We start from the raw sequence: 21,410 nt of genomic DNA on the forward strand, positions 1-21,410 counted from the left end.
GGTGAGGCGCTCCCCTGTCTTTCAGGCAGTTCTCCATAGAATTCTGACGTGACGACCAATCAGCAAGCCGACCCCCTCATCGGGCGGCTTGTCGACGGCCGCTATCGTGTGCGCGCCCGCATCGCCCGCGGAGGCATGGCGACGGTCTATGTCGCGACCGACCTCCGTCTCGAACGGCGCATCGCCCTCAAGGTGATGCACGCGCACCTCAGCGACGACTCGGCCTTCCAGAGCCGCTTCATCCAGGAGGCGAGGGCCGCGGCCCGCCTGGCGGATCCGCACGTCGTCAACGTGTTCGATCAGGGGCAGGACGGCGAGCTGGCGTACCTCGTCATGGAGTACCTGCCCGGAATCACGCTGCGCGAGCTCCTCCGAGAACAGAAGCGCCTCACGCTCCCGCAGACCATCACGATCATGGACGCGATCCTGGCCGGGCTCTCGGCCGCACACCGCGCCGGAATCGTGCATCGCGACGTGAAGCCGGAGAACGTCCTCCTCGCGGAGGACGGCCGCATCAAGATCGGCGACTTCGGACTCGCACGAGCGACGACCGCGAACACCGCGACCGGACAGCAGCTGCTGGGGACGATCGCCTACCTCGCCCCCGAACTCGTCACCCGAGGCACCGCCGACGCCCGCAGCGACATCTACGCGCTCGGCATCATGCTGTACGAGATGCTGGTCGGTGAGCAGCCCTACAAGGGCGAGCAGCCGATGCAGATCGCCTTCCAGCACGCCACGGAGTCTGTCCCGCGGCCGAGCGTTCGCAACCCCGCCGTGCCGGAGCAGCTCGACGAGCTCGTGCTCTGGGCCACGGAGAAGTCCCCGGACGACCGACCGGACGATGCTCAGCAGATGCTCGAGCGCCTGCGGGAGATCGAACGCGACCTCGGCGTCACGCCGACGGCGGCCAGAGCCACGGCTGCGCAGCACAGCCACGGCGACTCCGGCGACCTCACCAAGGTGATGCCGGGAACCATGGTGATCGCCGACCCCACGGCTCCCGTCCCCGCCGCGCTCGACAATGCGACCCTCCTGCGGCGACGCGCGTCCAAGCGCCGCGCGCGCGGAGCGTTCCTCCTCACTCTCGTGCTCCTGCTGGCGGTGCTCGCCGGTGGTGTGGGCTGGTGGTTCGGTTCCGGCCCCGGCTCGCTGATCGCGGTGCCTGCCGTTGCAGGAGGCACCTACGACGCGGCCGCCTCCACGCTGACCGAGGCCGGCTTCGTCCCCGCGCAGAAAGACGAGTTCTCCATCGACATCCCCGCCGGAACCGTGATCGAGACCGACCCTGCCGAGGGTTCGCGACTCGACAAGGGTGCTTCGGTCACGGTGATCGTCTCTGCAGGACCCGCCGCGCACACTCTCGACCCCCTGAACGGACGCGCCGAGCAAGACGCCCGCGACTACCTCGACGGCCTCAACGTCAACGTCACGGACACGTCGCTGATGATGTTCTCCGACGCCGACGCCGGCATCGTCATCAACGCCTACGTCACCCCGAGAGCCGGCGGAGAGGCATACATCTGCGGCGACGGCTGCGAGGTCTTCGAAGACGACACGGTGGAGCTGTACGTCTCGTCCGGCGAGTTCCCCGATGTCGCGGGCATGTCGATCGGCGAGGCGACCTCCACCCTCTCGGACAAGGGCCTCACCGTCACCGCCGAGCCGCAGTACACGTTCAGCGACAGCGTCGCCAAGGATGTCGTCATCGGTGTGGCCGACCGTGCGGAAGAAGGCAACTGGCGGCCCGGCGACAACGTGCAGCTCATCGTCTCGAAGGGGCCGGAGCTGTTCCCCGTGCCCGACGTCTCGGGGAAGACCCTGAACGAGGCCAAGAAGATCCTCGCCGACAAGGGGTTCAAATCGACCTACGCCGCCTGGGGCGACCTGCCGGGCTTCGCCGAGATGGCGAGAGTCACCGGCCAGGATCCCGGTACGGACAAGTCCCTCCCCCGCGGCGGCACCGTGAACCTCTCGATCCAGCTGAGCGGCTGAGCGCTCCCGCGTCGGTTGCTGCAAGAGCACGAACCCACCGACGAAGGAAGCCGCCCTCCCCGATGATTCCGGGAGGGCGGCTTCTTTCGTCTTCGCGACGGGAGCGTCAGCGCTTCTCGAGCTCCTCAGCGACGAGGAAGGCGAGCTCCAGAGACTGCATGTGGTTCAGTCGCGGGTCGCACAGGCTCTCGTAGCGCGTGGCCAGGGCCGCTTCGTCGATCCGCTCCGACCCACCGAGGCACTCGGTGACGTCGTCACCGGTGAGCTCGACGTGGATGCCGCCGGGGAACGTACCCACGGCACGGTGCGCTTCGAAGAAGCCTCGCACCTCGTCGACCACGTCGTCGAAGCGACGAGTCTTGTAGCCGGTCGGCGTGGTGATGCCGTTGCCGTGCATCGGGTCGGTGACCCACAGGGGCTGCGCGCCGGAGTCGCGAACTGCTTCGAGCAGGGGCGGAAGAGCATCGCGGATCTTGCCCGCTCCCATGCGGGTGATGAACGTCAGTCGGCCGGGCTCGCGCTCGGGATCCAGCTTGTCGATCAGAGCGAGGGCGGTGTCCGGCGACGTGGTCGGTCCGAGCTTCACGCCGATGGGATTGCGGATCTTGGAGAAGTAGTCGACGTGCGCGCCGTCGAGCTCGCGCGTGCGCTCTCCGATCCAGAGGAAGTGCGCAGACGTGTTGTACGGGGTGTCCGTTCGCGAGTCGATACGCGTCATCGGGCGCTCGTAGTCCATGAGCAGGCCCTCGTGCCCGGTGAAGAACTCGACGCGCTTCAGCTCGTCGAAGTCCGCGCCCGCGGCCTCCATGAACTTGATCGCGCGGTCGATCTCGGCGGCCATGCGCTCGTAGCGCTGATTGGCCGGGTTCTGCGCGAAGCCCTTGTTCCACGAGTGCACCTCGCGGAGGTCGGCGAAACCACCCTGCGTGAACGCGCGGATCAGGTTCAGCGTGGACGCCGCCGTGTGGTAGCCCTGGAGCAGGCGACCGGGGTCGGCCGTGCGGGACCCCTCGGTGAAGTCGTAGCCGTTCACGATGTCGCCGCGGTAAGCCGGCAGCGTGACATCGCCACGGGTCTCGGAGTCGCTCGAACGCGGCTTCGCGAACTGTCCCGCCATGCGGCCCATCTTGACGATGGGCATCGAGGCGCCGTAGGTCAGCACGACGGCCATCTGCAGCACCGTCTTGATGCGGTTGCGGATCTGTTCGGCGGTCGCCCCTGCGAAGGTCTCGGCACAGTCGCCACCCTGGAGCAGGAATGCCTGACCGGATGCGGCGCGCGCGAGCCGGTCGCGAAGGTTGTCGACCTCGCCGGCGAAGACCAGAGGCGGAAGGGTCGCGATCTGCTGGGAGACGTCGGCGACGCGGTCCGCGTCGGGCCACTGCGGCTGCTGCTTGATGGGAAGCGAGCGCCATGCATCAAGGGCTTCGATGTGGTGCGGGAGCATGCGTTCCAGCCTAGTGGTCGCTGGTGCCGCCCAGATCCGCGCGAGGCCTATGTGACGCGACTCGGGAGCCGCTCCTTGACCGTCGAGGCGTAGACGTCTTCGTACTTCTGCTCACCGAGCCTCTGCAGGGCCACCATGATCTCATCGGTGACCGATCGCAGGATGTAGCGATCGTTCTCCATCCCCGCGTAACGGGAGAAGTCGAGAGGCTCCCCGATCACGATGCCGACGCGCACGATGCGCGGCAGCCGCCGGCCGATGGGCATCGCCGTGTCGGTGTCGACCATGATCACCGGCACGACAGGGACCTTCGCCTCGAGCGCCATCCTGGCGATGCCGGTGCGCCCTCGGTAGAGCTTGCCGTCCGGGCTGCGCGTGCCCTCGGGGTAGATCCCGAGCAGGTCGCCTCCGCCGAGAACCTGGAGCCCCGTGTTCAGCGAGGCCTCGGAGGCCTTGCCACCCGATCTGTCGATGGGGATCTGCCCTGTGGCCTTCATGAAGAACTTCGTCGCCCAGCCTTTGATGCCGCGGCCGGTGAAGTAGTCGCTCTTCGCGAGGAAGGACATCGACCGGTCGATCACCAGGGGAAGGAAGATCGAATCGGCGAAGGAGAGGTGATTGCTCGCGAGGATCGCCGCGCCGTTCGCGGGCACGTTGTTCCGCCCCACGATCCAGGGGCGGAATACCGCCTTGACCACGGGGCCGATCACCACGTACTTCATCAGCCAGTAGAACATCGTGGTGAAGTCTAGCGCCGCGCCCGGCGTCTGTCGGAAGCCTCTTCCCGCGTCGAGCCCGCGCGCGACCCAGTTTCACCCAAGGCGCGACTCGGTTCCATGCCCTAGACTCGTAGCCAAGTCCGTGCCCGACCGGTACCGAAGGAGCTGCCGTGGTCCAGTTTGAAGTCCCTGCGATCGTCCCCGCCGATCCCGACGCGAACGTCGCCGACCTTCTGGTGAAGCGTGTCGAAGCCACCCCTGATCGTGCGTTGTTCTCGGTCCCCGAGGGAGACGGCTGGCGCGACATCTCCGCCGCGGACTTCCAGACGGCCGTGATCGCGCTCGCGAAGGGCTTCGCCGCTGCGGGCATCCGGCCGGGCGAGAAGGTCGGCTTCCTCGCACGCACCACGTACGAATGGACGCTCGTCGACTTCGCGCTCTTCTACGCCGGTGCCGTGATGGTGCCGATCTACGAGACCAGTTCGCCCTCCCAGATCCAGTGGATCCTCGAGGATTCCGGAGCGATCGCGCTCATGGTGGAGTCGCCGGAGCATTTCGCCCGTGTCGACGAGGTCCGCGGCGACCTTCCCCTGATCCGTGAGGTGTGGCAGCTGCACCTCGGAGCCATCGACACCCTGACCGCACAGGGCGCCTCGGTGACCGACGCCGAGATCGAGCGCCGGCGCAGTCTGGCGGTCGGGTCCGACATCGCGACCCTCATCTACACGTCGGGCTCCACCGGGCGCCCGAAGGGATGCGTGCTCACGCACAGCAACTTCGTCGAGTTGTCCCGCAACTCGGCCAAGGCCCTTGATGAGGTCGTCCAGACACCCGGAGCCTCCACTCTCCTCTTCATCACGACCGCGCACGTGTTCGCCCGGTTCATCTCGATCCTCGACGTCCACGCGGGAGTGCGCACGGGTCACCAGCCCGACACCCGCCAGCTCCTGCCGGCACTCGGATCGTTCAAGCCCACCTTCCTCCTCGCGGTCCCCCGCGTGTTCGAGAAGGTCTACAACTCCGCGGAGCAGAAGGCCGAGGCCGGCGGCAAGGGCAAGATCTTCCGCGCCGCGGCCGATGTCGCCATCGAGCATTCCAAGCTGCTCGAGGCGGGCAAGCCGATCCCCTTCGGGATGAAGCTCAAGTTCGCCCTGTTCAACAAGCTCGTCTACAGCAAGCTCCGCGAGGCCATGGGTGGCAACGTCGTCTACGCCGTCTCGGGCTCCGCTCCCCTCGGCTCGCGGCTCGGGCACTTCTTCCACAGCCTCGGCGTGGTGATCCTTGAGGGCTACGGCCTGACCGAGACCACCGCTCCCGCCACCGTGAACCTGGCCGACAAGTCGAAGATCGGCACCGTCGGTCCCGCGCTCCCCGGCGTCGGCGTGCGTCTCGCAGACGATGGCGAGATCGAGGTCCGCGGCATCAACGTGTTCAAGGAGTACTGGAACAACCCCGAGGCGACAGCTGAGGCCTTCAGCGAAGGCGGCTGGTTCCACACCGGCGACATCGGCAGCTTCGACTCCGAGGGCTTCCTGACGATCACGGGGCGCAAGAAGGAGATCATCGTCACGGCCGGCGGCAAGAACGTCGCCCCCGCGGCGCTCGAGGACCCGATCCGCGCGAACCCGATCATCGGCCAGGTGGTCGTCGTCGGCGATCAGCGTCCGTTCATCTCGGCGCTCGTGACGCTCGACCCCGAGATGCTCCCGACGTGGCTGGCGAACAACGGCCTCGACGCGAAGATGTCGCTCGTCGACGCCTCCAAGAACGAGGGTGTGCGCGCCGAAGTGCAGCGTGCCGTCGATGCCGCGAATGCTCGCGTCTCGCGTGCGGAGTCGATCCGCAAGTTCACGATCCTCGACTCCGAATGGACAGAGGCCTCCGGACATCTGACCCCGAAGCTCTCGATCAAGCGGAACATCATCATGAACGACTTCGCCGACGAGATCGCCGCGATCTACGACGAGCCCGTCGCGACCACGAACGTCCCGATCGGCGGCTGACGCGCCGAGATCGAAGAAGGGCCCCGCAGCTGCGGGGCCCTTCTTCATGCTCTGAGGATCAGAACCAGGCGCTTTCGCGCACCTCACGCATGGCGACCTTGCGCGTCTGCGGATCGAGACGGGTCAGGAAGAGCTTGCCGTCGAGGTGATCGGTCTCGTGCTGCAGCGCCTGTGCGAGCAGGCCGTCGCCCTCGAGGACGACGGGATTGCCATCGAGGTCGATCCCCTCGACACGAGCCCAGGGATGACGCTGCGCGTCGTGCCAGAGTCCGGGGACCGAGAGGCAGCCCTCCCCCGTCGGCTCGGGCTCTCCGCGCACCTCGGTCAGGACCGGGTTGATCACGTAGCCGATGTCGCCGTCGATGTTGTAGCTGAAGGCGCGCAGAGCGACACCGATCTGGGGCGCAGCGACTCCGGCGCGACCGGGCAGCTCCACGGTGTCTACCAGGTCTGCCACCAGCGCACGCACTCCGTCATCGATCTCCTCGACCGGCGCACAGACCGCCCGCAGGACGGGGTCTCCGAAGATGCGGATCTCGCGGACGGCCATCAGGCGGCCTTGGCCCGCAGGCCCTCGACGAGCAGCGCGGCAAGTTCACGGGCTGCGATCCGCGTCTCCGGCAGGAGATTCGCGAACACGATGGTCCCTCCCCCGGCGATCTGCGGGTCGTAGGGCACGCGGACGACGCTCCGCGCCCGAGTGGCGAAGTGCGCCTGCAACTCGTTCAGGCGCACGAGCGGCGTCCCCGGCGTCGACTGGTTGAGGACGACGATCGCCTCGCGCGCCTGCTCCTCATACCCGTTGGTCTCCAACCACGTGAGCGTCTCGGAGGCGAGCCGGGCTTCGTCGACGCTGAGACCGGAGACGATGACGATCTGATCGGCGAGATCGAGAGTCGCCGACATCACCGAGTGCACGATGCCCGTGCCCGTGTCGGTGAGGACGAGCGAGTAGTAGTGTGCGGCGACGCCGGCAACATCCCGGTAGTCGCTGTCGCTGAAGGCCTCGGCGATGCGAGGGTCGGCATCGGAGGCGAGGACGTCGAGGCGGGTCGCATCCCGGGCCACGATCGCGGAGATGTCGTGGTATCCCTTGACGTCGTCGTGGATCCGGACGAGATCGCGCACGGACTTGCTGTGGTGCGGGCGCACGATGCGCTCCGCGAGCGTTCCGCGGTCGGGGTTGGCGTCGACCGCGATCACACGATCCTCGCGGGCGTCGGCGAGAGCCATGCCCAGCAGCGCGGTGATCGTCGTCTTGCCCACCCCGCCCTTGCGGGACAGCACGGGGACGAACCGCGCTCCCCCGGCCAGTGGTGCCGCGATCCTCGCCGAGAGCGCCTTCCGCTCCCGCGCACGGCGACCGTCGCCGATGTTGATGCGCCGACCGGAGACGGCGTAGAGGAAATGACTCCATGCCCCCTCGGGCTCCGGCTTCGTGATGCGGTGCGGGTCGAGCAGCCGGTCGGCGGTGAGCAGATCGGCGGACTCGCGCGAGGACTCGCCCAGATCGTCCAGGCGCTTCGAGGTCAGCGTCACATCCGCTCGCGCTGCCGCCCGAGCGGGCTGCGGCACGACGGACCTCTCTTCAGGAGTGGACACGGTGGTCTCCTTCTCGGTGGCCGCCTGCACGGCGGATGCCGGTGCAGGCGGAGCCGTCTCGATCTCGGACCGAGCTTTGGCGAGGAACTGGGCGGCGGCGACTTCCTCCGCTGCGTGCTGGTCGGCGGTGTCTCGATCGTCGGCGATCGTCTCGGACACCTGGTCATCGACGACGACCGCATCGACGACGGCATCCGCGACGGGGGCCGATTCGATTGCCGTCACCTCGATCACGATCGGTTCGATGACGAGCGGCTCGTCGATCACGCCCGTGACGACAGCCGGTTCCGCAGGAGGCTCGACCTCTGACGCCGCCTCGACGACCTGCGCTTCGTCCGGCTCCGCATCCTGCGCGACGGCGGCTGCGGCTGCGGGCACGAGGTCGGGACGGGGTGCTTTCGGAAGCGACTTCGTCTTCGTCGTCGATCCCACGGCGGGGGGCGGATCGATCACGAGGTCGCCGATGACCTCGCCGTCGACCACACCGTCGTCGGCGAGGTCATCGTCGTCGTCGCTCCTGGGCAGGGTCACGCTGACCTGGGCCGTCCCGCCGAGGATGCCGATCACTGCCGTGTCGAGAGACGCGGCTTCGTCGAGCACCCCCAGCGAGTTCTCCTCGGGGTCAGTGGTGTTCTTCGGTGTCACGATGTCGCTCCAAGCCTGCGCGGGCCTCGGGTGCACACGAATGCGCGGCCCTCGCCCGCACAAGATTAGTGCGCCGGGCGGATCACGACCAAAAGATCTCCTGCATCCACCTGCTGGGTCTCGGCGATCGCGTGCCGCTCGATGACGCCGTCGACGGGGGCGGTGATGGCCGCCTCCATCTTCATCGCCTCGATGGATGCGACGGGTTCACCGGCCCGGACAGTGGCCCCGACCTCGGCCTTCAGAGTGACGACACCGGAGAACGGAGCGGCCACCTGACCCGGAACGGAGGTGTCGGCCTTCTCGACCTCGAGAGCGTCGACCTTGATCGAGCGGTCGCGGACGAACACCGGACGCAGCTGCCCGTTCAGAGTCGTCATGACGGTGCGCATGCCCTTGTCGTCGGCATCGCCGATGGCTTCGAGCCCGACGTACAGGCGCACACCGCGATCGATCTCGATCTGGTGCTCCTGTCCCGCGACGAGACCGTAGAGGTAGTCACTGGTGTCGAGCACCGAGAGGTCGCCGAACAGTTCCCGACGCTCGGCGAACTCCGCGGTGGGCGCGGGGAACAGCAGCGTGTTGAGGCGTGTCCGCCGCTCGGCGCTGGTTCCGGCGAGTGCTGCTTCGTCGTCTGCCGTGATCGCGGTGAGGCCGGTGCGCACGGAGCGCCCGGCGAGGACCTTGGTGCGGAAAGGCTCCGGCCATCCCCCGGGCAGGTCGCCGAGCTCGCCCGCCATGAAGCCGACGACGGAGTCCGGAACGTCGTACTTCTCGGGGTTCGCCTCGAAGTCGGCAGGGTCGGCCTTCACTGCCGCGAGGTGGAGGGCGAGATCGCCGACGACCTTCGAAGACGGCGTCACCTTGGGCACGCGACCGAGGATGCGGTCGGCCGCGGCGTACATGTCCTCGATGAGTTCGAAGTCGTCGGCGAGGCCGAGCGCCTTCGCCTGCTGCCGCAGGTTCGACAGCTGGCCGCCGGGGATCTCGTGGTGGTAGACGCGCCCGGTGGGGCCGGGAAGACCCGACTCGAACGGCGCGTACTGGCGACGGACCGCCTCCCAGTAGGGCTCGAGATCCGAGACGGCGTCGAGCGAGATCCCGCTGTCGCGCTCGGTGTGCGCGAGCGCGGCGACGAGAGACGACAGCGACGGCTGGCTCGTGGTTCCCGAGAGCGGCGCAGACGCGGCGTCCACGGCATCGACGCCGGCGGCACTGGCTGCGAGGAGCGTCGCGAGCTGACCGCCGGGGGTGTCATGCGTGTGCAGATGGACAGGAAGGTCGAATCGCTCGCGCAGTGCCGTGACCAGCTTGGCGGCGGCGGCGGGACGCAGCAGACCCGCCATGTCCTTGATCGCGATGATGTGCGCGCCCGCGTCGACGATCTGGTCCGCGAGGCCCAGGTAGTAGTCGAGGGTGTAGAGGTCTTCCGCCGGATCCAGCAGATCGCCGGTGTAGCAGAGCGCCACTTCGGCGACGGCGGTCCCCGTGTTGCGGACCGCCTCGATCGCCGGACGCATCTGCTCCACGTCGTTGAGCGCGTCGAAGATGCGGAAGATGTCGACGCCACTGGCAGCGGCCTCCGCGACGAATGCCTCGGTCACAGCCGTGGGGTACGGCGTGTAGCCGACCGTGTTGCGACCGCGCAGCAGCATCTGGATCGCCACGTTGGGCAGCGCCGCACGGAGTTTGTCGAGGCGCTCCCAGGGGTCCTCGCCGAGGAAGCGCAGCGCGACGTCGTAGGTGGCACCGCCCCATGCCTCGACCGAGAGCAGACCGGGAGTGAGCCTCGCCAGGTACGGCGCCGCGGCGACCAGGTCCTTCGTGCGCACACGCGTGGCCAGGAGCGACTGGTGCGCGTCGCGGAACGTGGTGTCGGTCACCGCCAGGGCCGTCTGCGCACGGAGGCTGCGGGCGAAGCCCTCAGGTCCCAGTTCGAGCAGGCGCTGGCGCGAACCCGGCGCCGGCTCGGAAGTCAGGTCGACGGCAGGCAGCTTGGTGACCGCGTCGACGACGCCGGGGTGGACGCCATGCGGCTTGTTCACCGTGACGTCGACCAGCCAGTTGAGGAGCTTCGTCCCGCGGTCCTTGGAGACACGGCCGCGCAGCAGCTCGGGGCGTTCGTCGATGAACGACGTGCTGACATCGCCCGCGATGAAGGCCTCATCTTCCAGGAGCGCCTGCAGGAACGGGATGTTGGTCGAGACGCCGCGGATGCGGAACTCCGCGAGAGCACGACGTGCGCGGGCGACCGCGGCCGGGAAGTCGCGCCCACGGCAGGTGAGCTTGGCCAGCATGGAGTCGAAGTGGGGACTGATCTGGGCCCCCTGGTGGACCGTGCCGCCGTCGAGGCGGATGCCGGCACCGCCGGGGGAACGGTACGTGGTGATCTTGCCGGTGTCGGGGCGGAATCCCTGCGTCGGGTCCTCCGTGGTGATGCGGCACTGCAGTGCGGCGCCGCGCAGATGCAGGTTCTCCTGCTGCAGGCCGAGGTCGGCGAGGCTCTGGCCGGAGGCGATCCGCATCTGGCTCTGCACCAGGTCGACATCGGTCACCTCTTCCGTGACCGTGTGCTCGACCTGGATGCGCGGATTCATCTCGATGAAGACGACCTCGCCGGTGCGCTCCCCCGCCGTCTCAAGCAGGAACTCGACCGTTCCGGCGTTCTCGTAGCCGATGGAGCGGGCGAAGGCGACAGCGTACCCGTGCAGGGCAGTGCGCACGCTGTCGTCGAGGTTCGGCGCCGGAGCGATCTCCACCACCTTCTGGTGGCGTCGCTGCACCGAGCAGTCACGCTCGAAGAGGTGCACGGTCTCGCCGGTCTTGTCGGCGAGGATCTGCACCTCGATGTGCCGAGGGCGAACGACCGCCTGCTCGAGGAACATCCGCGCGTCGCCGAAGGCGCTCGCGGCTTCCCGCATCGCCTCGGCGAGAGCGGGAGCGAGGTCGCCTGCGGTCTCGACCCGACGCATCCCGCGCCCTCCGCCGCCGGCCACGGCCTTGGCGAACAGCGGGAATCCGATGTCCTCGGCCTGCGCCACCAGAGCCTCGACGTCGTCCGATGCCTCGGTGGAGCGGAGGACGGGGACCCCGGCCTCGATCGCGTGACGCTTCGCCTCGACCTTGTTGCCGGCCATCTCGAGAACGTGGGCAGGAGGTCCGATGAACACGATGCCGTTCGCCGCGGCCTTCTCCGCGAGCTCCGGGTTCTCGGAGAGGAACCCGTAACCGGGGTAGATCGCATCCGCACCGGACTCGAGCGCGACGCGGATGATCTCGTCGACGTTCAGGTATGCGCGCACAGGATGCCCGCGCTCGCCGATCTCGTAGGCCTCATCGGCCTTGAGCCGGTGCACGGAGCCGCGGTCTTCATGCGGGAACACCGCGACGGTGCGCGCCCCCACCTCGACCGCCGCACGGAAGGCACGGATCGCGATCTCGCCGCGATTCGCCACAAGGATCTTCTGGAACATGCACACCTCTGGGAGCTCGATGCGCAGCGTTTTCGATGCGCATGGGGCGGGGCTGAGTGTTCCCCCAGCCTAGGGGAAGGTAACGTGGTGTCCGTGCACGTACTCAGCGTCAGCTCTCTCAAGGGAGGCGTCGGCAAGACGACCGTGACACTCGGGCTGGCCTCAGCGGCTTTCGCCCGAGGAGTCCGGACTCTCGTCGTCGACCTCGACCCGCAGTCCGACGTCTCCACCGGGATGGACATCCAGGTGGCCGGACGTCTCAACATCGCCGACGTCCTGGCGAACCCAAAGGAGAAGGTCGTCCGCCAGGCGATCACCTCCAGCGGCTGGGCGAAGGTGCACCCCGGAACGATCGATGTCCTCATCGGCAGCCCCTCCGCAATCAACTTCGACGGTCCGCACCCGAGCGTGCGCGACGTGTGGAAGCTCGAAGAGGCGCTCGCATCCGTCGAGGCCGACTACGACCTCGTGCTCGTCGACTGCGCACCGTCTCTGAACGCGTTGACCCGCACGGCATGGGCGGCGAGTGACCGCGTCATGGTCGTCACCGAGCCCGGCCTGTTCTCCGTCGCCGCGGCCGACCGTGCCCTTCGCGCGATCGAGGAGATCCGCCGCGGCCTCTCCCCTCGTCTGCAGCCTCTCGGCATCGTCGTGAACCGCGTGCGCCCCCAGTCCATCGAGCACCAGTTCCGCATCAAGGAGCTGCGCGACATGTTCGGGCCCCTCGTGCTCTCCCCGCAGCTGCCGGAGCGCACCTCGCTGCAGCAGGCGCAGGGTGCCGCCAAGCCGCTGCACATCTGGCCGGGAGATTCCGCGCAGGAGCTCGCGGCCGACTTCGACCAGCTGCTCGACCGGATCATCCGCACCGGACGCATCGCCGTCCCCGAGAGCGGTCAGCAGAGCTGACCCTCCCGGGCGCACACAGCGAAACGGCCATCCTCTTCGAGGACGGCCGTTTTCTGTATGACGCGAGAGGTCAGGCGGTGCGCTTGGTGCGACGCGCCGACAGTTCGTCGACGGGGTCGGGAGCGGTCGCATCGAAGGCGACGAGCGTCGACTCGACCTCGCGGAGCACCTTGCCGACGGCGATGCCGAACACTCCCTGACCACGGCTGACGAGGTCGATGACCTCGTCGTTCGAGGTGCACAGGTAGACCGAGGCGCCATCGCTCATGAGCGTGGTGCCTGCGAGGTCACGGATGCCGGCGCGGCGGAGCTCGTCCACGGCCGTGCGGATCTGCTGCAGCGAGATGCCGGTGTCGAGAAGGCTCTTCACGAGCTTGAGGACGAGGATGTCCCGGAAGCCGTAGAGCCGCTGCGAACCGGAACCGCTCGCTCCGCGGACAGTGGGCTCCACCAGCTCGGTGCGTGCCCAGTAGTCCAGCTGTCGGTAGGTGATGCCGGCGGCACGAGCAGCGACAGCGCCGCGGTATCCGACCTCATCATCCATCGCGGGAAGACCGTCGGTGAAGAGGAGTTCGGGTACGAACCGCGGGTCGCCTGTGAGCTCATCCGCATTCATCTGAAATCCTCCCTGGAACGGTTATCTTCCACGGTAGAGCAGTGCCTGGGCACCGGCAATCACATCCGTGGGACGGCGAAGGTGTGTCGCAATCAGTTCGTTACGAAAGCACTCGCGAGAGCGCGTCCTTGACGAAGAGCGAGCGCACTTCGTCGATGCGCGAGGCGAGCTCGGGGGCGAGCTCGCTGGCCTTCGCACGGGAGGCGGCGTCGGTCCGGCGCAGCAGCGCGGACATGGCCGATTCGATGAGGGCGACCTCGCGTTCGGCGCCCTGGCGCAGCGAGCGGAGGTGCCGCGGCTCGATGCCGTGACGATCCAGTCCGACGAGACCGCGCAGCAGCGTGACCGTCGCCTCGGGGTAGCTCTCCTGAGCGGTGATGACGCCGGTGCTGATCGCGTCGTTGAGAAGCTGGGGCCCGGCTCCGGCAGCAGCCAGGAGCTCGTCGCGGCGGTAGCGGCGCGGGGTCGGAGCGATAGACGGCGGCGGCACGAGCGCGGTCGCATCCCCGCCGGCGTCGGCTTCATCGAGCTGTTCGCGGATCACGCTCAGCGGCAGGTAGTGGTCGCGCTGCAGCGTGAGCCCGAGACGCAGCCGCTCGATGTCGGAGGCCGAGAACTTGCGGTAGCCGGACTCCGTGCGAGACGGGGTGACGATCCCCTGCACCTCGAGGAAGCGCAGCTTGCTGGAGGTCAGGTCGGGAAACTCCGGGGTGAGCCGTGCGAGCACCTGGCCGATACTCAGCAGGCCCGCGGACGCAGAGCGTTCGCGGGCGGGAGAGGCCGCCATCAGGCGTTCGCCGCCAGGCGGTCGTGCGGAGAGGCGAAGAAGTTCAGTCGGAACTTGCCGACACGGAGTTCGGAACCGTCCACCAGCGCGCTGCGGTCGACGCGCTCACCGTTGACGTACGTGCCGTTGAGCGAACGCTGATCGATGATCTCGAACGTCGACCCGGTGCGAGTGATCTCCGCGTGACGACGCGAGACCGTCACGTCGTCGAAGAAGATGTCGGCCTCGGGGTGACGGCCGACGGTCGTCACGTCGGTGTCGAGAAGGTATCGCGCTCCGGCGAGAGCGCCGGAACGGACCAGCAGAAGCGCCGATCCCGCGGGCAGAGCGGCGATCGCCGTCTGCTCGACGTCGGTGAGTTCCACTCCGAACGGCACGAACGACAGATCGGAATCATGTCCGAACGTCTGCGTAACGTCGTGTCTCTGCTCACCGGAACGGTGGATCGCGGCTTCTCCGGCCGGTCGGCTGTCGCTGTCAGTCACTGTGCCCTCCTGATTGTCCAGACTAACGGATGCCGAGCCGCTCGCGGGAGGCCGCTTTCACACTCAGCGGTCCCATACCGAGGATTCATAGGCTGTACTCGTGAAGACCAAAGCTCTGAGCCGCTCGGCTGCCCCGATCGCCCTCGCCGCGACACTGCTCGCCGCCTTTCTCGTTCTCCTCTCCCCGGTTTCGGCTTCGGCGCACGACGCGCTCGTCTCGTCGTCGCCGGCGGCTGATGAGTCGGTCGATGTCGTGCCCGCCACGCTGACGCTCACCTTCAGCGCGAAACTGATCGGCGGTGAAGGCTCCACCGAGGTGGTCGTGACCGACCCCGACGGCAACCAGGTCACCGACGGCCCGGCGGCCGTCGACGGCGCGATCGTCACCCAGCCGCTGAAGGGATCGGGACCGGCCGGCGCCTACCACGTGATCTGGAAGGTCGTCTCCAGCGACGGGCACCCCACGTCGGGCGAGTACTTCTTCACGGTGACGGTCGGCGACGCAGCGACCACGGATGAACCCACCGCGGCACCGACGACGGCCGCGCCCACCGCGGAGCAGACCGCCGCTCCCGAGGTCACCAGCGCGCCGAGCACGGACGCAGACGACTCCGCCGGCACCTCCGCGGCGATCTGGATCGTCTCGATCGTCGCCGTCCTTGTCGTCGCCGGCGTGGTCGTCTGGATCGTCATGAGCCGCCGTCGCGGCACGGCTCCGACCGATTCCGACCCGTCCTCCGAGCGATAGGCTTAAGGCATGCCACACTACGACGTCGTCATCCTTGGTGCAGGTCCTGGCGGATACGTCGCTGCGGTTCGCAGCGCGCAGCTCGGTCTCTCCACCGCCATCATCGAGGAGAAGTACTGGGGCGGTGTCTGCCTCAACGTCGGCTGCATCCCCTCCAAGGCGCTCCTGAAGAACGCGGAGCTCGCACACACCCTGAACCACAAGGCGGAGTTCTTCGGTATCTCCGGCGAGTTCACGATCGACTTCGGCAAGGCCTTCGACCGCAGCCGTGAGGTCGCAGAGGGCCGTGTCAAGGGCATCCACTTCCTGATGAAGAAGAACAAGGTGACCGAGTACAACGGTCGCGGCACCTTCACCGGTCCCAAGGCGATCTCGGTCGCCAAGGCCGACGGCCAGGTCGAAGAGGTCACCTTCGACAACGTCATCATCGCCACCGGCTCCAAGGTCCGTCTGCTGCCGGGTGTCACGCTCAGCGAGAACGTCGTGACGTACGAAGAGCAGATCATGACCCGTGAGCTGCCCGAGTCGATCGTCATCGTCGGCGCCGGCGCCATCGGCATGGAGTTCGCCTACGTCCTGACGAACTACGGCGTCAAGGTCACGATCATCGAGTTCCTCGACCGTGCGCTGCCCAACGAGGACGCCGATGTGTCGAAGGAGATCACGAAGCAGTACAAGAACTACGGCGTCGACATCCTCACGTCGACCAAGGTCGAGTCGGTCGTCGACAACGGCTCCTCCGTCACCGTCACCTACACCGGCAAGGACGGGCAGCAGAGCTCGATCGAGGCCGGCAAGGTGCTCATGTCGGTCGGATTCGCCCCGAACATCGAGGGCTTCGGCCTCGAGAACACCGGAGTGAAGCTGACCGAGCGCGGCGCCATCGACATCGACGACCACATGCGCACCAATGTCGAGGGCATCTACGCCATCGGCGACGTGACCGCCAAGCTGCAGCTCGCCCACGTGGCCGAGGCTCAGGGCGTCGTCGCTGCCGAGACGATCGGCGGCGCGGAGACCCAGACGCTGGGCGACTACCGCATGATGCCGCGTGCGACGTTCTGCTCTCCGCAGGTCGCGTCGTTCGGTCTCACCGAGCAGCAGGCCAAGGACGAGGGGCGCGAGATCAAGGTCGCCACCTTCCCGTTCATGGCGAACGGCAAGGCGCACGGCCTCGGCGAGCCGGTCGGCTTCGTCAAGCTGATCGCCGACGCAGAGCACCTCGAGCTCATCGGCGCCCACATGATCGGCCCGGACGTGTCGGAGCTCCTGCCCGAGCTGACGCTGGCTCAGAAGTGGGATCTGACGGCATTGGAGCTGGCCCGCAACGTGCACACGCACCCGACGCTGTCGGAGGCGCTGCAGGAGGGCTTCCACGGCCTCGCCGGCCACATGATCAACTTCTGATCTCTTCCTCCCGAAGGCCCGGTCCGCGATACGCGGACCGGGCCTTCGTGCGTCCAGGAACCTGGGTCAGAGACCGCGCATCGTGAGCAGCCCCGCCGTCCACCCGCGCAGCGGCGCGGATCCGAGTGCGCGCATCAGCAGTTCCCTGCCGCGCACGATCGTGGCGGATGCCGGAGCACCCATCGACATGTAGAACGACGAGCGGCGCTGCGCCCGCGCCGCCGATCGGTGCGCCTCTCGCGCGAACGCCGAGAAGTCGGGGGTCCGGCTCGGCAGCACCCGTGCGAGCTCTGCGGCGAGACGGACGGCATCCACCCATCCGAGGTTCATCCCCTGCCCGCCGATCGGGCTGACCTCGTGCGCGGCGTCGCCGAGGAGCACGATCCTCCCCCGATGCAGCCTCGTCGCCGTGTGCTGCGCGGCGACGAACGACGCGGGCTTCAGGTCGGGCGCGAGTTCGAGGTCGATTCCCGTGCGCATCTGGATCGCCGCCCGGAAGTCCTCGATGCTGCCGAGGACACCGCTCCCCGTATCCCGCACCACCCATCGCCGGCGCCCGCCCGGGAGGGGGAACGACTCGACGAGACCCTCCGGTTCGCAGTGCAGCACGGCACGTGCGTCCGGTCTCGCATCGACCGCGTCTGCCATGGCATAGGAGGCGCGTCCCGCGCGGGGGCGCCACCCGGCACCCACCTCGTCGCGGAATCGACTGCGCACGCCGTCCGCGACGACGACGACGCTGGCCGAGATCTCGTGCGGCCCCTCGGCGGAGTCGGCCGTGACCCGCACGGCATCCGCGCTCTGGCAGATGCTGCGCACGGTGCATCCGCAGATCAATGCGTCCGCGGAGAGCGAGTGCAGCCGGGCCCGCAGCAGGGCGTCCGTTCGCGGCTGCGGAAGGATCAGGACCGGGCGATCAGGGGCGAAGGTCAGCGACGCCAGACTCCGTCGACGGCTGCGCACCTCGCCGCCCTCGAGCCGCAGCGCCTCCGCCCGCACCGCGGTGCCGATGCCTGCGGCATCCAACGCTTCGAGCCCCGGGCGGTGGATGCCGATGGCCCTGGTCCGATCGTCGGCGTGCGTCCGGCGTTCGCAGACCGCGACCCGCATCCCGTCCCGCACCAGCAGACAGGCCAGCAGCAGGCCGACCGGCCCCGCGCCGACGATCAGCACGTCATGGTCGGGCATGATCACCCTCCCACCGCAGTTCCAGGCGAGAGGGCACACCCCCGCGGACGGTCCACCCGGCAGGGGCGATCGCGGCGAGCTCGGCGGCTGTGTACGAGCGGCGGATGCTGAGGAGGCCGTCCTCGCGGATGAACGAGTCCGCCAGCAGCGTGGTCGAGATGGTCCAGGTGGCCGCGGCGAACAGCGCGTAGGCGGTGCGGCTGCGTGCGATGTCATGATGCGACACCAGCCCGCCCGGAGTGACGAGCTGCACGGAATCGCTGAGCACGGTCGTGAGTTCGGCGTCATCGAGATGGTGCAGCACGTGATTGGACAGCACCACGTCGTAGGTCTCGCCCGCGGCCACGAGTTCGGTCGTCAGGGCGCGGCGATACCGGATGCCCGCGCCGCCGTCGTGCGCCGACGCCCAGCGGATCGCCCGCTCGTCCGCGTCGAGAGCGGTGATCTCGGAGTCGAGACCGTCCTGACGCAACCGCCAGGCGAGCAGCCGGCAGAGGTCTCCCCCGCCCGCCCCGACGTCGAGGATCCGCAACGGCCGGGAGCGCTGCGCGCGCGGTCGGATGTCGCGTCGGTACAGGGCCCCCGGCCGGGAGACCAGGGCGTTCACGAACCCGAACCGTCCGTAGGTCCGCGCCAGCATCCGTGCGTCGGCGTGCGGATCGTCCATCAGCTCGCGAGCCTCGGCGTCCCGCGTCGTGAGGTCCGGCCTCATGACCCGGGCGAGGCGACGACGGTCATCAGCGCGCTCTCCGCCGTCAGACCGGGACCGAACGCCATCGCGGAGACCCGGTCGCCGTCGCTCGCCCCCTCCACCTCCAGGATGCGCTTGAGGACGAACAGCACGGTCGCACTGGACATGTTGCCGTTCTCCCGCAGCACGTCCCTGGCCGGGCGCAGCTGCGCATCGCTGAGGCGTAGCCGCTCCTGCACCTTGTCGAGGATGCTCCGCCCGCCGGGATGGATGGCCCAGTGCTGGACCGCATCCCCCACGCTGCCGGCCTCGAAGGCCTCGCCGAGGCCCTCCTCGGCGCCGTACAACGGCCGGAGCGCACCGATGATCGTCTCTCCGATGATCTGCGGGACGGCCGTGGAGAGGATCATCTCGAAACCGGTGTCGCCGATCGTCCAGGCCATGTCCTTCTCCCCCTCCGGCGCGATGGCGGTGTGGAAGCGGTCCAGGCGCAACCCGGTCGACGCGGACGGGAGATCGCGCGCGGTGACGATCCCGGCGGCCGCACCGTCGGCGAACAGGGACGACGCGACGATCGTGTCGGGATTCTCCGAGGAACGCAGGTGCAGAGTGCACAGCTCGACGCTCACGACCAGGACCACGGCGTTCTCATCCGCGGCGCAGAACTGACTCGCCGCCCGGAGCGCAGGCATCGAGGCGTAGCAGCCCATGAAGCCGAGGTGGAAACGCTGCACCGCATCGGACAGCCCGAGCGCACGCACGATCTCGTACTCCGGCCCCGGGGCATGGAACCCGGTGCAGGAGACCGTGATGACGTGGGTCACATCGGCCGGCTCGAGGTCGGGGTCGGAGTCGATCGCCCGCCGGGCGGCCTCGACGAAGAGCTTCGTGGCCTCTCGGGCGTAGAAGTCGTTGCGCGCCTTGGTGCCGGGGGCGAGCAGCATCCCCGATCCGCGGTCGAAGAACACGGGGTCTGTCGCTTCGGAATCCAGCGACAGCTCGTCGATCACGGTGTGCCGGGTGTCGATGCCCGAGACGTTGAACGACGTCGTGACGATGCGCTGCGCCAGCCGCCCGAGGCCGGGCTGCTGCGCGAAGACGTCACGCACCTGATCCTGGACGAGAACGGTATCGGGGACGATCGTCTGCAGCGATCGAAGCACAGGCGGTCGGCTCATGGTGCCACTCAAGCACTGCGCACCGCCCGGGGGGAAGGGGTTGCGCGCGACCGCGGTCTGCCCTAGAAGCCGAGCGCCCTGGCGAGCTTGGAGTCGGATGCCGATTCGCGGCCTCCGGCAGCCAGCACCGCCTGCTCCACCGCCGCGAAGAACGCGGTGCGTCCCGCCTCATCAGCCGGCGCCGCGGGCCCCAGCTCCATCTCCCACTCACGCCATTCGCGTTTCACGTTCTGGCGCAGGTCGCTCGCTCGCACCCGGTCGTCGACGAACTCGGCGACGACGCCGTCCGGGCCGGTGAGCAGATAGGCGGTGCGGTCGTTCTCGATGCGGGCGAGTGGGGTGAGCGGTGCGCTCGTCCACTCCGACACGGTCGTGGCGACCGCAGAGGGGAGCGCGTCGCCCTCCCCTAGAGGCCAGCCGAGCTCGAGTCGACCGTCTCCCTGTCGGGGACCTTTCACATGCCAGCCCTCGTCGGGCCCGCCGGTGCGACGACGCAATGCCACGCCGGCGCGCGAGAGCGTGCCGTCAGCGGTGTCGAAGTACTGGGCGTCCAGGGTGCGCAGCACACCGGGGCTGACCGCGTCGACGCCCGGGAGCGCCTCCCATCGCGGCAACGGGGTCTCCGGATCGACGTCGTACTTGCGCTCGACCTCGACCGTGCGGGAGGGCTCAGTCATCGTCGAGCGTGAGGTCCTCGAGAGACTCTTCGAACCAGTAGTCGATCTCCGTGGGGCCGTCGGCGGGGCCGGTGTTCTGCGGCTCGCCGCGGCGGTTGTACACCACCTGCGTCTCGCTGTAGGGAACGATCAGCTTGTCGTCCGCGTCGCCGAGGGGGATGATCTGCCCGTCGAGCGGGCCGCCGTGAAGTCGTGCGAGTGCCATGTGCTCAGGGTAGCGCCGTCGTCGCGGTATCGGTGCGAGGCAGGCGGAATCAACCGAGGACGACACCGAGAAGGGCGCCGGCGATCATCCAGGGACCGAAGGCGATGCGGGTGGAGCCGTTCGCTCTCCGCAGCAGGATGAGCACGAGCGCGTAGAGCGCTCCCAGCACGAAGGCCGCGGCCGCCCCGATCGCGAGTGCCTCCCAGCCGTGCCAGGCCAGCACCAGCCCGATGACGGCGGCGAGCTTCACGTCTCCGCCTCCCATCCCCGCACGGCTGAGCGCCCGCAGCACCGCATAGAAGCTCCCGAGGATCACCATTCCCAGGAGGGCACGAACGAGCGGCGCCCCCTGCCCCGTGGCCAGGGCGTCGACGGCGACGAGCGCGAGCAGGCAGCCGAGCGTCGACAGCACGATCCTGTTCGGGAGGCGATGCGTGCGGGCGTCGATCACGATGAGCCACGCGCCGACGCCGATCAGTGCGGCGTGCACGAGGGCGATGAGGGCGAGCCGGATGTCCATCCCCGCAGGTTAGGAGATCGGCGGACCTCGCTCCGACTCCCTGTGGAGAACCCCTGGCCGATGTCCGATGTACGAACTATCGTCATTCACACGGGTTGTTATATTAGAATATATCTTC

General features: G+C 68.3%; 19 protein-coding genes. 5 read left to right on the forward strand and 14 right to left on the reverse strand.

Features of this window, described 5'->3' with window-relative positions; translation table 11 throughout:
• The first annotated feature begins 48 nt into the window (after window positions 1–48).
• The gene (pknB, locus tag F6W70_RS10410) at window positions 49–1,995 is read left to right on the forward strand and encodes a Stk1 family PASTA domain-containing Ser/Thr kinase (RefSeq protein WP_151486554.1); all 1,947 of its coding nucleotides are present in this window, start codon (window positions 49–51) and stop codon (window positions 1,993–1,995) included.
• 106 nt (window positions 1,996–2,101) lie between these two features.
• Here the strand turns inward: pknB and F6W70_RS10415 are convergent, their stop codons facing one another.
• Both F6W70_RS10415 and F6W70_RS10420 read right to left on the reverse strand, forming a co-directional pair.
• The gene (locus F6W70_RS10415) at window positions 2,102–3,442 is read right to left on the reverse strand and encodes a class II 3-deoxy-7-phosphoheptulonate synthase (RefSeq protein WP_055867309.1); all 1,341 of its coding nucleotides are present in this window, start codon (window positions 3,440–3,442) and stop codon (window positions 2,102–2,104) included.
• 47 nt (window positions 3,443–3,489) lie between these two features.
• A complete protein-coding gene (locus F6W70_RS10420; protein ID WP_017830213.1) occupies window positions 3,490–4,179 on the reverse strand; it encodes a lysophospholipid acyltransferase family protein in 690 nt (229 codons plus the stop codon).
• Window positions 4,180–4,331: 152 nt separating this feature from the next.
• On the opposite strand from F6W70_RS10420, the gene F6W70_RS10425 reads away from it, so the two are divergent.
• Window positions 4,332–6,164, forward strand: coding sequence for an AMP-dependent synthetase/ligase (locus F6W70_RS10425; RefSeq protein WP_055867306.1), 1,833 nt, complete (start codon window positions 4,332–4,334; stop codon window positions 6,162–6,164).
• Between the two features lie 58 nt (window positions 6,165–6,222).
• Here the strand turns inward: F6W70_RS10425 and def are convergent, their stop codons facing one another.
• The 3 genes from def to F6W70_RS10440 all read right to left on the reverse strand — a co-directional run bounded on the left by def (window position 6,223) and on the right by F6W70_RS10440 (window position 11,884).
• Entirely contained in the window at window positions 6,223–6,714 is a 492-nt protein-coding gene (gene def, locus F6W70_RS10430; protein ID WP_017830211.1) for a peptide deformylase, read from the reverse strand.
• Window positions 6,714–8,411, reverse strand: a complete 1,698-nt coding sequence (locus F6W70_RS10435) for a MinD/ParA family ATP-binding protein (protein WP_151486555.1) — start codon at window positions 8,409–8,411, stop codon at window positions 6,714–6,716. The genes def and F6W70_RS10435 overlap by 1 nt, the downstream gene beginning before the upstream one ends.
• Before the next feature lie 65 nt (window positions 8,412–8,476).
• Complete coding sequence (locus F6W70_RS10440) at window positions 8,477–11,884, reverse strand: pyruvate carboxylase (protein ID WP_055867301.1); 3,408 nt, start codon at window positions 11,882–11,884, stop codon at window positions 8,477–8,479.
• Between the two features lie 93 nt (window positions 11,885–11,977).
• Here F6W70_RS10440 and F6W70_RS10445 point away from each other — a divergent pair, with 93 nt between their 5' ends.
• Window positions 11,978–12,790, forward strand: coding sequence for a ParA family protein (locus tag F6W70_RS10445; protein ID WP_028501500.1), 813 nt, complete (start codon window positions 11,978–11,980; stop codon window positions 12,788–12,790).
• A 70-nt stretch (window positions 12,791–12,860) separates the two neighbouring features.
• On the opposite strand, the gene F6W70_RS10450 is transcribed toward F6W70_RS10445, so the two are convergent.
• The 3 genes from F6W70_RS10450 to F6W70_RS10460 form a co-directional block, all read right to left on the reverse strand.
• Window positions 12,861–13,406, reverse strand: coding sequence for a MerR family transcriptional regulator (locus F6W70_RS10450; RefSeq protein ID WP_055867298.1), 546 nt, complete (start codon window positions 13,404–13,406; stop codon window positions 12,861–12,863).
• 100 nt (window positions 13,407–13,506) lie between these two features.
• The gene (gene ftsR / locus F6W70_RS10455; RefSeq protein WP_055867295.1) at window positions 13,507–14,193 is read right to left on the reverse strand and encodes a transcriptional regulator FtsR; all 687 of its coding nucleotides are present in this window, start codon (window positions 14,191–14,193) and stop codon (window positions 13,507–13,509) included.
• Window positions 14,193–14,678, reverse strand: a complete 486-nt coding sequence (locus F6W70_RS10460; protein WP_017830205.1) for an FHA domain-containing protein — start codon at window positions 14,676–14,678, stop codon at window positions 14,193–14,195. The genes ftsR and F6W70_RS10460 overlap by 1 nt, the downstream gene beginning before the upstream one ends.
• Before the next feature lie 100 nt (window positions 14,679–14,778).
• Between F6W70_RS10460 and F6W70_RS10465 the strand changes: the two genes are divergently transcribed.
• Both F6W70_RS10465 and lpdA read left to right on the forward strand, forming a co-directional pair.
• Window positions 14,779–15,426, forward strand: coding sequence for a copper resistance CopC family protein (locus tag F6W70_RS10465; RefSeq protein WP_151486556.1), 648 nt, complete (start codon window positions 14,779–14,781; stop codon window positions 15,424–15,426).
• 9 nt (window positions 15,427–15,435) lie between these two features.
• Window positions 15,436–16,833, forward strand: coding sequence for a dihydrolipoyl dehydrogenase (lpdA, locus tag F6W70_RS10470; RefSeq protein WP_017830203.1), 1,398 nt, complete (start codon window positions 15,436–15,438; stop codon window positions 16,831–16,833).
• A gap of 66 nt (window positions 16,834–16,899) precedes the next feature.
• Here the strand turns inward: lpdA and F6W70_RS10475 are convergent, their stop codons facing one another.
• The 6 genes from F6W70_RS10475 to F6W70_RS10500 all read right to left on the reverse strand — a co-directional run bounded on the left by F6W70_RS10475 (window position 16,900) and on the right by F6W70_RS10500 (window position 21,292).
• Window positions 16,900–18,021 carry an FAD-dependent oxidoreductase gene (locus F6W70_RS10475; RefSeq protein WP_151486557.1) on the reverse strand — a complete coding sequence of 374 codons (1,122 nt, stop codon included), beginning with the start codon at window positions 18,019–18,021 and terminating at the stop codon, window positions 16,900–16,902.
• Window positions 18,008–18,688, reverse strand: coding sequence for a methyltransferase domain-containing protein (locus F6W70_RS10480; RefSeq protein WP_318278858.1), 681 nt, complete (start codon window positions 18,686–18,688; stop codon window positions 18,008–18,010). Before F6W70_RS10480 ends, F6W70_RS10475 begins: the two co-directional genes overlap by 14 nt.
• Window positions 18,689–18,729: 41 nt before the next feature.
• Window positions 18,730–19,890 (reverse strand): type III polyketide synthase, encoded by a 1,161-nt coding sequence (locus tag F6W70_RS10485; protein ID WP_235563061.1) that lies wholly within the window; start codon window positions 19,888–19,890, stop codon window positions 18,730–18,732.
• 62 nt (window positions 19,891–19,952) lie between these two features.
• Window positions 19,953–20,567, reverse strand: a complete 615-nt coding sequence (locus F6W70_RS10490) for a CYTH domain-containing protein (RefSeq protein WP_055872318.1) — start codon at window positions 20,565–20,567, stop codon at window positions 19,953–19,955.
• Complete coding sequence (locus F6W70_RS10495) at window positions 20,560–20,772, reverse strand: hypothetical protein (protein ID WP_017830198.1); 213 nt, start codon at window positions 20,770–20,772, stop codon at window positions 20,560–20,562. The genes F6W70_RS10490 and F6W70_RS10495 overlap by 8 nt, the downstream gene beginning before the upstream one ends.
• A 49-nt stretch (window positions 20,773–20,821) precedes the next feature.
• Window positions 20,822–21,292 carry a prepilin peptidase gene (locus F6W70_RS10500; protein WP_151486559.1) on the reverse strand — a complete coding sequence of 157 codons (471 nt, stop codon included), beginning with the start codon at window positions 21,290–21,292 and terminating at the stop codon, window positions 20,822–20,824.
• Between the last annotated feature and the right edge of the window lie 118 nt (window positions 21,293–21,410).

It is taken from the genome of Microbacterium maritypicum (assembly GCF_008868125.1).
GTDB classification, from domain to species: Bacteria; Actinomycetota; Actinomycetes; order Actinomycetales; family Microbacteriaceae; genus Microbacterium; species Microbacterium maritypicum.